The organism is Mesorhizobium qingshengii, assembly GCF_900103325.1.
Classification (GTDB): Bacteria; Pseudomonadota; Alphaproteobacteria; order Rhizobiales; family Rhizobiaceae; genus Mesorhizobium; species Mesorhizobium qingshengii.
On the sequence record NZ_FMXM01000019.1, the window covers coordinates 1 to 13653 of the forward strand.

Below are 13653 nucleotides of genomic sequence, written 5' to 3' on the forward strand. Positions count from 1 at the left end.
TCGAGCCAGTCGTACATCACCATCCAGTTGCGCGTCGCTTCGACAACCGCATGCGAGTTCTCGCGATAGCGTTCCAGAAACCCGCCCAGCGACTGGCGGTCGTTCTTCACCCGACCGCAGCGCAACGTCTTGCCGCTACTGTCCTGCACCACCAGATGACTGTAGGAGTTGTGGTAGTCCACGCCGATATGGTAATCATAAGACGCAGTCATGCTTCCAACTCCCTTATTGAGATCTTGCGAACCCCAATAAGGTAAGCCGAAAGGCTGGAAGTGTGACTGTCCCTCGATCATCACCTGCATCTCAGTGATCCGTTCTCTCTGCGGGTGCGGCCCTCTTTCATGCCACCTCCTTTGAAATAGGTTGGTCGAGGTCCAAAGCGGTCCCTCGCTGTCGCAGAGCGCTCCAACCCTGCGTGATCAGTGGGCCCATATGATCCGAGGTTCATTTCTTGACGTCGCAGTTGGCAACGCCCCTGCCCGGCCCACAATGATGGGTGCAACCGGTTTCAGTGCGAGCGGAATCCCAAGCTCCTTCTTCACCGTCGTCTCGTTGAGCCAAGGCCGAGACAACCCGATCCAGCATGTTCCAAGACCCCTGGCATGAGCTGCCAGCATGAGATTCTGCTCGGCCAGGCAGCAATCCTCGTCGGACTGCCTTTCGTCATTCGTCGCGCAGATGATGATCAGCGCCGGCGCGCCGTGGAAGATCTCGAACGCCTTATCGGCAAGATGGCCAGCAAGCGGCGAGCCCTTGGGCAGGTTGCTGGCCGCAAAGTGCTTGGCCTCGTCCGATAACGCACGCAGGCGCGCGGAGCCGCTCACCACCACAAAGGACCATGGCTGCAGGTTCATGGCACTCGGCGCCAAGATGGCAGCATCGATCAACTCGTGGATCAGATCGTTGTCGATCTGCTCGTCGGTATAGGTACGGACCGCTCGCCGCGTCCGCAACGCTTCCATCAGTTCCATGGCGCACCTTCTGGAATGGTCGTTGGAAAAGGGGGCTTCAAGTCTCGTTGTCTTCTGGCATTCGTTCCCGTGGATCGCCTTGCCTGAATCAATTTGCCTCGGCATCGTCCAGGCTGACGCTCAATTCCGGGCACCCCGCACGGTGAACACCGTTTCACTCTTGACCGGGTTGAAGCATTTCCATCCGCCAGATACGGGACAGAACGAACGCCAGGCCCATAAGGGCGGCGCCCTCTGACACCGCCCTTCAGTCTCTCGTCAGGCCGGAACGGCCGCACGCTCAGATGCCGGCTTGCGAACGGGCTCGGAGAAATCAAGCACCATCCGTCCCTGAATCCTGCCTGCCTTGAGGTTTGCAAATATCGTGTTGATGTCCTCGAGGCGTCCCTTGGTGATTTCGGCCTTTACCTTGCCGTCAGCGGCAAAGGCGATGGCCTCGTCGAGATCGCGCCTGGTTCCGACGATCGACCCGCGCACAGTGATGCGCTTCAGCACGACGTCGAAGATCGGTGTCGGGAATTCCCCCGGCGGCAAGCCAACCAGACTGATCGTTCCCTTACGGCGAACCATATGCAGCGCCTGGCTGAAGGCCGGTGTCGAAACCGCGGTCACGAGAATGCCATGGGCACCGCCGCCGGTCCCCTTGATGACCTCGGCCACCACATCCGGCGAGCGCGCGTCGAATGCGAGATCGGCTCCGGCGGCCTTGGCCAGAGCAAGCTTTTCGGGTGCGACGTCCAGGGCTACAACCTTCAGTCCCATTGCCTTGGCGTACTGGATCGCCACGTGGCCGAGACCACCGACGCCGGATATAGCCACCCACTCGCCGGGCCGGGCCTCGGTTTCCTTCAGACCCTTGTATGTTGTCACGCCAGCGCAAAGGATCGGCGCCATCTGCGCGAAATCGACGCCGGCAGGCAGGCGCGCGGCAAAAGGTGCCGATGCGATGACATATTCAGCGAAGCCGCCGTCGCAGCTGTAACCGGTGTCATGCTGGTGCTCGCAAAGCGTCTCCCAGCCGGTTTCGCAGTATTCGCAACGCATGCAGGCATCGTGCAGCCAAGCGACGCCGACCGGATCGCCTTCCTTGAAGTCGGTCACGCCAGGGCCGAGCGCGGCGACCACGCCGGCAACCTCATGCCCGGGAATGAACGGCGGCACCGGCTTTACCGGCCAGTCTCCATCGGCGGCATGCAAATCGGTATGGCAAACGCCGCACGCAATCACCTTGACCAGGATTTCCCCCGGGCCCGGAATGGGAACCGGCACCTGTTCGATCGATAGTGGCCTGCCGAATTCATGGACCACGGCGGCCTTCATCATCTTCACCACAGCGCATTCTCCTTGTCTCTCGACTGCATTTCTGCCCTGGCGAACAATGGGCCGCGCCACGTCGTGTTTCATTGACCTAGCGCAATGAGGAAATCTTTCGCCGTTGACCGGGATCAATGTCCGGTCAGCCGAAAGGCGGGAGAGTTGCTCAAGCAGTCGAGGAAAAGAACGTTTCACGTCTCAGGATGGGATCGGTCAACCATGAACAGGCAATGGCACGCAGCGAACGCAATGCCCGCGAACGCGACCATGGACGATCGGATCGCGTGGCACCTGGAACACGCCGTCCATTGCGGATGCCGGGATATCCCCAAGGGCATCCAAAATGAGTTGGAACCGCGCGGAATATCCGTGAAGGCGCAATCTCCTCACAGCTTTGTCCAGAACGGCCGGCGTCAGGCCGAGCCGGCGGAAAGGACTGAAATCCATGCTCGCGCCAAATCCTGAAGCAACAAATCCCGAGATGGAAGAAATCCTGAAGATCGGCCCCAGTTCGGGCTGGTGGCCGCGCAAGCGTGCATCCTTGTTGTGGCTGGCACTGGTTGTCCTTGTCCTGGCAACCGGAGGCTGGTGGTGGTCCGCGCACCAGGCTGTGTCTTCGCTCCAGTACCAGACCGTGGCGGCCAAGCGCGGTGGCCTTACCGTATCGGTTTCGGCGACCGGTACAGTCGATCCGATCACGCAGGTCCAGGTTGGAAGCGAATTGTCGGGCAGGGTGAAATCGGTCCTGGTCGACTACAATGCCAAGGTGACCGCCGGACAGGTCCTCGCCGAGATCGACACCGACAAGCTGATTGCCGAAACCAATCATACGCGCGCGCAACTCGACGCAATGAAGGCCGACGTCGTGCAGAAACAGGCTGCCTTTACGCAGACCGAAAACGACCTCGCGCGCCTGCGTCCTCTCGTGCTTCACGACTTTGCGTCCAGGCAGGAGCTGGAAACGGCAGAGTCGGCACGCGACCAGGCCGAAGCTGTCCTCAACAGCGCCAGGGCGCAGGTAAAAGTCTCCGAAGCCGACCTTGCCGCCAATCAGACAGATCTCGACAAGGCAGTGATCCGCTCACCGATCGACGGCATCGTTCTCGATAGAAATGTCGATCCGGGCCAAACAGTCGCCGCCTCGCTTCAGGCTCCGGTCCTGTTCACGATCGCGGGCGATCTTAGCCAGATGCAACTGCTTGTCGACGTCGACGAAGCCGACGCCGGGAGCGTGAGGGAAGGACAGGACGCAACCTTCACCGTGGAAGCCTTTCCTGATCGCCACTTCGCCGCGAAAGTCGTCCAGCTTCGCTACGCGCCCGTGACCGTCAGTGGTGTCGTCACCTACAAATCGGTGCTGTCGGTCGACAACGCATCGCTGGCCTTGCGGCCGGGCATGACTGTCGCCGCCGAGATCATCACCCAGAGGGTCGAAGATACCTTGCTGATACCGAATGCGGCATTGCGCTACGCGCCGCCCAAGGCCGCCGACGCCACCGACAACCGCAACTGGCTCGTCAAGCTGATGCCCCGACCGCCCACGCAGGCACAGACGGAGCTGAGCGACAACCTTCCGCCAGGTCAAAAGCGCATCTGGGTTCTCAAGGACAACGCCGCCTCACCGCTCCTGATTACGCCCGGCGCCACCGACGGGAATTGGACGCAGGTGCTCGAGGGTGACCTGCAGGACGGCAACCTGGTGATAGTCGATTTAACCGGATCGGATTGAGACATGCCGTCCACCGGTCCCGTTCTGATAAAGCTGCAGGATCTCGCCCGGTCCTACGGGCAAGGCAGCGCGACGGTCAATGCGCTGCGCGGGGTCTCTCTCGATATCGCCGAGGGCGAATTTGTTGCCATCATGGGCCCTAGCGGCTCGGGCAAATCGACCTGCATGAATATCATGGGCTGCCTCGACACTCCGACAGGCGGCCATTTCTATTTCCGTGGCCTCGATGTCGGCGCGCTTTCGAACGACCAGCGTGCCTTGCTGAGACGACACTATATCGGCTTCGTGTTCCAGGGCTACAACCTGCTGCCGCGCACCTCCGCCATCGAGAATGTCGAACTGCCGCTTATCTACCGCCAGATGGGCGCCCGCGAGCGGCGCTCACTTGCGCTCAACGCCATGCGACAGGTCGGCCTTGCCGGGTGGGAGAACCATGCGCCGAACGAGCTCTCGGGCGGGCAGCAGCAACGCGTCGCCATCGCCCGCGCGATCGTGACCGCTCCCGCCCTTCTGCTCGCCGACGAGCCCACGGGCAATCTCGATACGGCGCGCAGCCTCGAGATCATGAATCTCCTGATCCGTCTCAACCGGAGCGAGGGCATAACCATAGTCATGGTGACCCATGAACCGGACATGGCCGCCTTCGCGCGGCGGATCGTTCGCTTCAAGGATGGAGAGATCGAAACCGACCAGTTGAACAGCAAGGCCGCCTGATGTTCCTTGAAACCATCCTGCTGGCCTTTCGCGCCATCCGCCGCAACACCCTGAGGTCCACGCTGACCGCGCTAGGCATCATCATCGGCGTGGCGGCCGTGACGGCGTTGGTGACCATCGGCAACGGAACCACGCAAAGCGTCGTCTCCGGCGTTTCGCGCCTGGGCAGCAACCTTCTTTCGGTCAGGCCGGGCGAACCGGGCGGCGCTCCCGGCAGCGCGCGCTCGACCGCCAGGCCGTTCAACGCCGCCGATGCCGCGGCGATCGCGGACCAGATCGGCGGGGTGAAGGCCGTTGCACCGATCGCTTCGGCGAAAGTCACGTCCGTGGTCGGAAACGAGAACTGGGAAACTTCGGTCGCCGGAACGCTGAATACCTATTTCGAAGCAGGGCAATGGACACTTGCTTCGGGCCGTCTGTTCACGGAAGGTGAATTGCACGCTGGCAATCCTGTCTGTGTCATAGGCGAAACTGTCCGCCGACATCTATTCGGCAAGTCCGATCCGATCGGCCAGGCTCTTCGCCTGCAGAGAATCCCCTGCACGGTCATCGGCCTTTTGGCTTCGAAGGGTGCTGGCGCGTTCGGCATGGACCAGGACGACATCGTCATCATTCCTCTGCGCGCCTTCCAGCGGCGGATTGCCGGCAACATCGACGTCGATTTCATCAACGTCGCGGCGCGTGCCGACACGGCGACGGCCAAGGTGAAGCGCGATATCGAGAACCTGCTGCGGGAACGGCGCAGGATCGGGACCGGCCAACGGGATGATTTTTCCGTCTTCGACATGACCGAGATCAGCAGCACGCTGTCCAACATCACGACCGTGCTGACCGGGCTATTGAGCGCCGTGGCAGCCGTAAGCCTGTTGGTCGGGGGCATCGGCATCATGAACATCATGCTGGTATCGGTGACCGAACGCACACGTGAGATCGGCATCCGGCTCGCCGTCGGAGCGCTGCGCCGCCAGGTTCTGGCGCAGTTCCTGGTCGAGGCCGTGGTGCTATCGCTTTTCGGCGGTTTGATCGGCGTGGCCATCGGCCTGAGCCTTGCGGCCGCCATGGCCGGCTGGCTGAACGTCCCTTTCGTCTTCGAACCGACGGTCGTGGTGGGATCGTTCATGTTCTCCGGCCTGGTCGGCGTGCTGTTCGGTTACTTCCCGGCGCGCCGCGCCGCCAATCTAAATCCGATCGATGCACTACGCCATGAATAGCCCCCAAGCCCGCGACGCAAGGGGCAAGGTGACGTGGCAGCAGCTCGGCAACGGTCGGCTTGAATCGTCTGCCGCTTCATCAACCTGCTACTCGAAGGAATAGGTGAAGCCCTCCTTGGAGGCGCCGACTGTCACCTTCGACATCTTTTCGCCCCCCAGCGACCGGTTCAGCACGCCGCGGCTCAATTCCGGCAGAAGCGTGTTGGTCAGGATGGCATCGATCATCCGCCCGCCGGATTCGATCTCGGTGCAGCGGGCCTTGACCAGATCCATGACACCGTCGCCGATTACCAATTCCGCATCGTTGGTTGCACGCAGCCGGCGAGCGATCTTGGCAAACTGGTGACGTGTGATCGCTTCGATCATCGAATCCGAGAGCGGGTAATAAGGGATGGTCACCACCCGACCGAGGAAGGCCGCCGGAAAGACCTTCAGCAGCGGGCTGCGCAACGCGGTGTCCAGATCGTCGAGCCCCGCCCGTAGCGTTCCATTCCTGGTCCGATCCATGATGACTTCGGAGCCGACATTCGACGTGAGAAGGATCAGCGTGTTCTTGAAGTCGATCCGCCGGCCCTCGCTGTCGTCCATCATCCCCTTGTCGAAGACCTGGAAGAAGATTTCGTGCACGTCAGGATGCGCCTTCTCGACCTCGTCGAGCAGGATCACCGAATAGGGCTTGCGGCGAACCGCCTCGGTCAGAATGCCGCCCTTGCCGTAGCCGACATATCCGGGCGGCGCACCCTTCAAGGTAGAGACCGTATGTGCCTCCTGGAACTCGGACATGTTGATCGAGATCAGGTTCTGTTCGCCGCCATAGAGCGTTTCGGCCAGCGCCAAGGCGGTTTCGGTCTTGCCGACGCCCGAGGGGCCGCAGAGCAGGAACACGCCCACCGGCTTTTCCGGCGCGCCGAGCCCGGCCCGGCTGGTCTGCACACGCTTGGCGATCATCTCCATGGCATGATCCTGGCCGACCACGCGTTCGGACAAAGTCGCGGCGAGCCGCAGCGCCTTTTCGGTCTGGCTCGACAGCATCCGTCCCGTCGGAATTCCCGTCCAGTCCTGAACGACCGCCGCCACGGCGTTGCGGTCGACCGACGGCAGGATCAGCGGCGTTTCGCCTTGCGCCTCGGCCAGTTCGGCCATCAGTTGGCGCAGCCGGGCAAGATCGGCGGCCGGATCGGGTGGAGGGGCATCGGCGGAAGCCGGTGTGTCCACTTCGGTCTTGGCAGTTTTGATTCTGGCCGTTTTGGTCTTGGGCACTTCAGTCTTAAGCGTTTCAGTCTTGGACGCCTGGGTCTCAACCGCGTCAGCGCCTGCTGTCTCGGTAGTGGTCTCCGGTGTCTCCACCGCATCGAGTGGCACACCCTCGCCGCGCAGCCTGGCGCGCAATTCGAGTATCTCGGCAACCAGCGCCTTTTCCCGATCCCAACGTTGCTGCGCGGCGGCCAGCGTGACCTCGCTTTCGGCAAGCCCGGTCTCGACACGTGCCTGCCGCTCAGCCACCTCGATGCCGATCGCGGCCTCGCGGCCGATGATGCCGCGCTCGACCTCCAGCGCCTGGCGGCGGCGCATGATATCCTCGACCTCGGCCGGCGTGGCGTGCTGCGATATGGCGACACGGGCGCAAGCGGTGTCGAGAAGGCTCACCGCCTTGTCCGGCAGTTGCCGAGCCGGGATGTAACGGTGCGACAGGCCGACCGCCGCCTCGATCGCCTCATCGAGTATCTGCACCTTGTGGTGCTGCTCGAGAACGCCGGCCACGCCGCGCAACATGAGAACGGCTACCGCCTCCGACGGCTCGTCGATCTTTACCACCTGAAAACGGCGGGTCAGCGCCGGGTCTTTCTCGATATGCTGTTTGTACTCGGCCCAGGTCGTTGCCGCGATCGTGCGAAGTTCACCGCGCGCCAGCGCCGGCTTCAGGAGATTGGCCGCGTCGCCGGTTCCAGCAGCGCCGCCCGCGCCGATCAAGGTGTGGGCTTCGTCGATGAACAGGATCACCGGCGTTTCGGAAGACTGCACCTCATCGATGACAGCCTTCAGCCGTTTTTCGAACTCGCCCTTCACGCTTGCCCCCGCCTGCATCAATCCGACGTCGAGCATGCGCACGCTGACGCCTTGCAGTGTGGGCGGCACATCGCCCTGGGCGATACGCAAGGCAAAGCCCTCGACGACCGCGGTCTTGCCGACCCCTGCCTCGCCGGTCAGGATCGGGTTGTTTTGCCGCCGCCGCATCAGGATATCGACGATCTGCCTGATCTCAGGATCGCGGCCGACGACCGGATCGATCTTGCCGTCGCGGGCACGCTGGGTCAGATCGGTCGCGTATTTCGCCAGCGCCGAATCCCCGCCGGGAGCCCGCCGCGGCGTCTCTGCGGCGGGCACGGTAGTCGAGGCGCCGGCTTCGAGTGAGCCCTCCATGACATCGGCGAACCGCGCGATGACCGCGTCGGCGTCGACCTTGTCAAACTCGCCGCTGATCTTCGACAGCAGGCCTTCCAGCACCGGCGTCTTCAGGCAAGCGAGAAGAATATGTGCGCTGCGAACTTCCTCCACGCCGAATTCCAGCGTTGCCAGGTTCCAGGCTTCCTGGATGGCATGAAAGATGTGGTCGGAGAATTCCTCGATCGACGTGGCGCCATAAGGCAGCTTGTCGACGGCGCGGGTCATATCGGCCGTGAGCCGGCTTGCATCCACCCCCGCGTCGGCGATTATCATTTGTACATCCGAGCGGTCGGAAAGCACCAGTTGCTCGATGAAGTGGACGAGTTCTACGTAGGGGTTGCCGCGCAGCTTGGCGGTGTCGGCTGCGGCCTTGAAGGCGCGCACCCCGACAGGATTGAGCTTGCCGACCAGTTCCTTGCGCTTGAAGGTCTGCGATGACCGGCGCTGTTCCATCGAACGTGCTCCTGCAATCTGCCAGTCGATAACCTGCCACATAAGCCGTCACTTGACAAAGCGCGTGATGGGCTCGGTCTCGATGCCCGGCTCGGCCGGCTGCTTCCAGTTGTGGAAAGTCCCGCACCACTGGCTGCAAATAACCACGAAATTGCACGCCTCCATGCGATGCATTTCACATACAGGGTTCGGCAATCTCGCCAAGGGTTTCGGCACCGAAGCCGCGGTCTGGTCAGCTTTCGTTAATTTTTTGAGCAGCGGTTGAATTGTGGTAAAGTGCAACGCTGTGATAACGTTGGGTCACATACGGTTTCAGGGCCGGTTGCTGGGGGGTCGGTGTGATTGATGTCGCACTATGGCTTAGTCCGCTCGACGGTGAAAATCCGTCGGGGGAGGATTTGCGCAACGACCCGGCTTTTCATGAGCTGGAGCGCCTGACGGAACCCCAGATCAAGGTCGTCCACGACGGCCGCAACAAGCCCACCTCGCAAAGCACCATTCCAGTCGACTGGCCCGCGGTTCTCGCAAAGGCGGAGGAATTGCGCGAGCATGGCCGGGACCTACGTCTGCTCGTCGTCGTCACGCGCGCGCTGGCCAATGAAGAACGACTGGCCGGGCTCGCGCGGGGTCTGACCCTCATTGCGCAGACCTTCGATCAGCATTGGGAAACCATGCATCCGGCACTGCGCCCCAACGCTTCGCCGCGCGATGCTGCCTTGCGCCGTATCAACGCGTTGCTCGACCTCCAGAACGGTCAGGACGGGCTGTTGGCGAATCTGCGGCAAATGACGTTCTTTGCACCACGCTCGATCGGGCCAGTCACTGGACGCGATCTGGAACAAGGCGCGCTCGACGACCGTGTCATGCTCCAGGAAGCAGCCTCGGGGTTGAATGCGGCGGAAAAGGCCGCACTGGTCAGCGCGCACGGACAATTGTTGAACCGGGTGCGTGCCGGATGCGCGGCACAGATAGATCAAGCCAACGCCGAGATGGCCTCGCTCGTAGCCGACGCCCGGGCAGCCATCGCGGCCCTTGATGCGGTCGAGACCGCCCTCAACGCTCGGCTCGAGGGCGGCGGCGCTCCCGTTCCGGAATTAAAACGGTTTCTGCAACGTTTGCTGACGACCCTCGAACGGAATTCGACCGCCGACGCCGTTGCGAATGGCGCGGTCAAGCCGCCCTCGCCGGCAGAACAGACGATGCCTGCTCGAAACGGTCATGGAGCCGACACTATGGCAAGTATGGCAAGCTACGCGGACTCGAGCACGGGACTTCCTGACCGGATTTCCTCGCGCGACGACGTGGTGAAATGCCTCGACCTCGTCGTCGCCTTCTATGACCGCACCGAACCGTCAAGCCCGATTCCGCACCTGGCGCGGCGCGTGCGCCGGATGGTGCATATGGATTTCGTTGAACTGATGGAAGATCTCGCCCCGTCGGGGCTGAAGGAATTCCGGCTCCTTGCCGGCGTTCCCGATGCCAAGAAGACGGCTCAGAAGGATGAAAGGTAACAGCACATGCCAGCCGAAAGCAAAGCGAAGGTCATCGAACGAAATCGCGCGCCGCGGGTGCAGATCGCCTACGACGTGGAAACCTACGGTAGCCCAACGACGATCGAACTGCCGTTTGTCATGGGCGTGATGGCCGACCTTTCCGGCGCTTCGCAAACCAAGGAAGCATCAAAGTCGGTGCTGGACCGCTCCTTTGTCGAGACCGACGCGAACCGCTTCCCCAAGTTCATGGAGGCGCTCGGGCCCCGCGTCAAAGCCCGGGTGAAGAACACGCTGCCGCAGGCCGAAGGCCAGGAGCGCGACGAGGAACTGGCGCTCGATCTCACCTTCACCAAAATGGGTGATTTCGCCCCGGACAAGATCGCCGAGCAAGTTCCGCAACTGGCCGAGATCCTCAAGATGCGTCGCCAGCTCGAGGAGTTGCTCGGCTTCATGGACGGCCGTGTCGACGCCGAAAAACGCATCGCGCAACTTCTGAACAACGAGCCGCTTCTTGGCAAGATCGCCAGCCAGGCACTGGCCGACGATGACAAGGCAGGGGAGTAAGTCATGGCCGAACAGCAAAAGACCGCCGCCGTCGCCGCCGAGGCCGAAGCCATAGACCTCGGCGAATTCAGCGGACTCCTCGAGAAGGATTTCAAGGTCAAGAAGGACGACAGCGAGAAGCTGCAGCAACTCGTGCGCAATCTCGCGCTCGCGGCACAATCCCGTTCCGATACCACGACCATCTCGTCCAATGCGATCAAGTCAATCAAGTCGCTCATCGCCGGCATCGACAAGATGCTGACGACACAGGTCAACGAGATCCTGCACGCGCCGGAAGTGCGTGAAATGGAAGGCACATGGCGCGGCCTCTGGTATCTCGTCAACAATACCGAGACGGATCAGAAGCTGAAGATCCGGGTGATGAACATTTCCAAGGAGCAGCTGGCCGACACGCTCGAAGACTATGAAGGCCAGATGTGGGATCAGAGCCCGATCTTCAAGAAGGTCTATACGGACGAGTATTCGATGCTTGGCGGCGAGCCGATCGGCTGCGTGATTGGCGCCTACGAATTCTCCAACCACCCGCGCGACGTCGGCCTGCTGCGCAATATCTCCGGCATCTGTGCTTCGGCGCACACGCCGTTCATTGCAGCCGCCTCACCGCGCCTGTTCCGCATGGACAGCTGGCAGGAATTGCCGAACCCGCAGGACCTGCAGCAGATCGTCTCCAACCCGGCCTATGCCTCGTGGCAGTCGCTGCGCGAGAGCGAGGACGCTCGCTACATCGGCCTGACCATGCCCCGCGTTCTGGCGCGACTGCCATACGGCACGGATACCGTTCCGGTGAAGGGCTTCACCTTCGAGGAAGAGGTGCAGGGCGATCACAACAAATATGTCTGGATGAACGCCGCCTTCCCGATGGGCGTGAACATAAACCGCAGCCACAAGCTCTATGGCTGGGGCACGCAGATCCGCGGCGTCGAGAATGGCGGCACGGTCCTCAACCTGCCGGTGCACAGCTTCCCGACCGATGACGGGTCGATAGCGATGAAATGTCCGACGGAAGTCGCCATCGACGACCGGCGCGAGGCGGAACTGGCCAAGCTCGGCCTGATGCCCATCCTGCATCGAAAGAACACCGATCTCGCGGCCTTCATCGGCGCACACTCACTGCAGGACGACGAGACACGGGCGGGACGGCTGGTCGACCCCGACGCGCAGTCCAATGAACGGCTGAGCGCCAACCTGCCCTATCTCTTCCCGGTCTCGCGCTTTGCGCACTATCTCAAGGCGATTGCACGCGACAAGGTCGGTTCGTTCAAGGAGCGTTCCGACATGCAGATATGGTTGACCGAATGGATCAACCGCTACGTGCTGGCCAACCCGGCCTTTGCCGACGACAAGGCGCGCGCGAAGCGCCCGCTTGCCGCCGCCGAGGTCCAGGTGGACAGCGTGGAGGGGCGGCCCGGCTACTACAATGCCCGCTTCTATCTGCGCCCGCATTACCAGCTGGAGGGCATCAATGCCTCGCTCCGACTGGTGTCGGAACTGCCTTCAGTGAAGACTTGATCGACAGCAACAACATCTTGGTTTTTGAAAGCGGTGGAGAAAGAAAATGCCCACAACCATGAAGATTGATGGCTTTCTGAAAGTTCCGGATATCAAGGGCCCAAGCGTTCGAGACGGCCACGAGGATGAAATCGAAATCCATGGGGTCGATTACAAGATCGTCGCGCCATACGATCCAAATTCGCTCTCGCGTCGTGGCCGCGTTTCCTTGGGAATGATCAAGTTCACCAAGCACTATGACAAGTCCTCGCCCTATCTGAAAAAAGCACTGTTCGAGAACAAGGCGCTGGACGAAGTGGTGTTCTCGGCACGCCGCACCATTGATGGCGAGACCAAGGATTACCTGGTCGTCACCCTCACCGACGCCTCGATCATGGAATATGACATGTCGCAGGCCGAGGATGAGGAAGACCTGATCGAGGAAGAGGTCAGCTTCGCCTACAAGAAGATCAAGTTCGTCTACGACGACAATGACGAAATCGAAATGGATGTCTATGTCGGCAAGTGAGGGTCGGCGGCCCGGCGCGGACAAGCAGCAGGTTACCGGCAGTTCGCGAGCAAAACGCGAAGCGGTCCAGCCCTCTCTCTGGGACCGCCTCGTAAACGACCTGCCGGGCATGACCTCCGAGATAGACGGGCTGCGCCAGGCCTTGCAGGACGAGCTCGGGGTGGACCGGCTGGAGACCCTGGTCACGGGCAGCGCTCGGCTCATCGATGCCGATGCGGAGCTGACGGCCGATCAGAAGCGGCGTCTGCACCGCCTGGCCTTTCAGACCCAGCATCGGGTCGAGATGGAAACCCGTGGCGTGGTCGTGTCGGCCCGTGTGCTCAGGGAGGCCGTGCGGCGCGATATCGAGGCTCTGTTCAACACCGAGCGTTTCGAGGCTGTTCCGCTTCTTTCCGATCTTGAAAGCGAGCAGGCGGCGGACAACCCGCCGTCGCTCGCCGATTTTCCGGAGGTGCGCCGAAGTGTGGTCAACTATGGCGTACCCTCCTTTTCCGGTCGTTCGTCCCGCGACTTTGATCGCGAAGCCCTGGCGCGCGAGATCCGCTCGGTGCTTGCCACGTTCGAGCCCCGTCTGAAGGAAAGCGCGACGAAGGTTGCGGTGACGCTTGGCGACAAGAGCGTGGGCTTGAAGATCGAGATAGACGCGGTGCTGATCATGACGCCGACGCCGGAACGCATGCGGCTGCGCACCACGATCAATCTCGATAACGGCTTGGCGCGGACCGAATTTAGGGAAGCCTGA

Annotated in this window: 11 protein-coding genes and 1 pseudogene; 8 read left to right on the forward strand and 4 right to left on the reverse strand. The window is 61.8% G+C overall.

Annotation, left to right across the window (positions count from 1 at the left end; genetic code table 11):
- The 3 genes and pseudogenes from BLS48_RS25040 to adhP all read right to left on the reverse strand — a co-directional run.
- A pseudogene (locus BLS48_RS25040) lies at positions 1 to 212 on the reverse strand (IS110 family RNA-guided transposase); the annotation flags it as partial.
- Between the two features lie 207 nt (positions 213 to 419).
- Positions 420 to 971 carry a nitroreductase family protein gene (locus BLS48_RS25045; protein WP_167365240.1) on the reverse strand — a complete coding sequence of 184 codons (552 nt, stop codon included), beginning with the start codon at positions 969 to 971 and terminating at the stop codon, positions 420 to 422.
- Positions 972 to 1229: 258 nt separating this feature from the next.
- On the reverse strand, positions 1230 to 2294 hold the full coding sequence (adhP, locus tag BLS48_RS25050; protein ID WP_342028540.1) for an alcohol dehydrogenase AdhP: 1065 nt from the start codon (positions 2292 to 2294) through the stop codon (positions 1230 to 1232).
- Positions 2295 to 2730: 436 nt separating this feature from the next.
- On the opposite strand from adhP, the gene BLS48_RS25060 reads away from it, so the two are divergent.
- From BLS48_RS25060 to BLS48_RS25070, 3 genes are read left to right on the forward strand one after another with little or no spacing between them, the layout of a single operon-like run.
- On the forward strand, positions 2731 to 4014 hold the full coding sequence (locus tag BLS48_RS25060) for an efflux RND transporter periplasmic adaptor subunit (RefSeq protein WP_091583615.1): 1284 nt from the start codon (positions 2731 to 2733) through the stop codon (positions 4012 to 4014).
- 3 nt (positions 4015 to 4017) lie between these two features.
- A complete protein-coding gene (locus BLS48_RS25065; protein ID WP_091583617.1) occupies positions 4018 to 4728 on the forward strand; it encodes an ABC transporter ATP-binding protein in 711 nt (236 codons plus the stop codon).
- On the forward strand, positions 4728 to 5939 hold the full coding sequence (locus tag BLS48_RS25070; RefSeq protein ID WP_091583620.1) for an ABC transporter permease: 1212 nt from the start codon (positions 4728 to 4730) through the stop codon (positions 5937 to 5939). The genes BLS48_RS25065 and BLS48_RS25070 overlap by 1 nt, the downstream gene beginning before the upstream one ends.
- A gap of 87 nt (positions 5940 to 6026) precedes the next feature.
- Here the strand turns inward: BLS48_RS25070 and tssH are convergent, their stop codons facing one another.
- Complete coding sequence (gene tssH, locus BLS48_RS25075; RefSeq protein ID WP_091583918.1) at positions 6027 to 8837, reverse strand: type VI secretion system ATPase TssH; 2811 nt, start codon at positions 8835 to 8837, stop codon at positions 6027 to 6029.
- A 338-nt stretch (positions 8838 to 9175) separates the two neighbouring features.
- On the opposite strand from tssH, the gene tssA reads away from it, so the two are divergent.
- Genes tssA through tssE form a run of 5 tightly spaced genes read left to right on the forward strand, consistent with a single transcriptional unit; the run spans position 9176 to position 13653 of the window.
- On the forward strand, positions 9176 to 10348 hold the full coding sequence (gene tssA / locus BLS48_RS25080; RefSeq protein ID WP_091583623.1) for a type VI secretion system protein TssA: 1173 nt from the start codon (positions 9176 to 9178) through the stop codon (positions 10346 to 10348).
- Between the two features lie 6 nt (positions 10349 to 10354).
- On the forward strand, positions 10355 to 10894 hold the full coding sequence (tssB, locus tag BLS48_RS25085; protein ID WP_091583626.1) for a type VI secretion system contractile sheath small subunit: 540 nt from the start codon (positions 10355 to 10357) through the stop codon (positions 10892 to 10894).
- A 3-nt stretch (positions 10895 to 10897) separates the two neighbouring features.
- On the forward strand, positions 10898 to 12403 hold the full coding sequence (tssC, locus tag BLS48_RS25090; RefSeq protein ID WP_091583629.1) for a type VI secretion system contractile sheath large subunit: 1506 nt from the start codon (positions 10898 to 10900) through the stop codon (positions 12401 to 12403).
- A gap of 46 nt (positions 12404 to 12449) precedes the next feature.
- Entirely contained in the window at positions 12450 to 12911 is a 462-nt protein-coding gene (locus tag BLS48_RS25095; protein WP_091583632.1) for an Hcp family type VI secretion system effector, read from the forward strand.
- The gene (tssE, locus tag BLS48_RS25100; protein ID WP_091583635.1) at positions 12898 to 13653 is read left to right on the forward strand and encodes a type VI secretion system baseplate subunit TssE; all 756 of its coding nucleotides are present in this window, start codon (positions 12898 to 12900) and stop codon (positions 13651 to 13653) included. The genes BLS48_RS25095 and tssE overlap by 14 nt, the downstream gene beginning before the upstream one ends.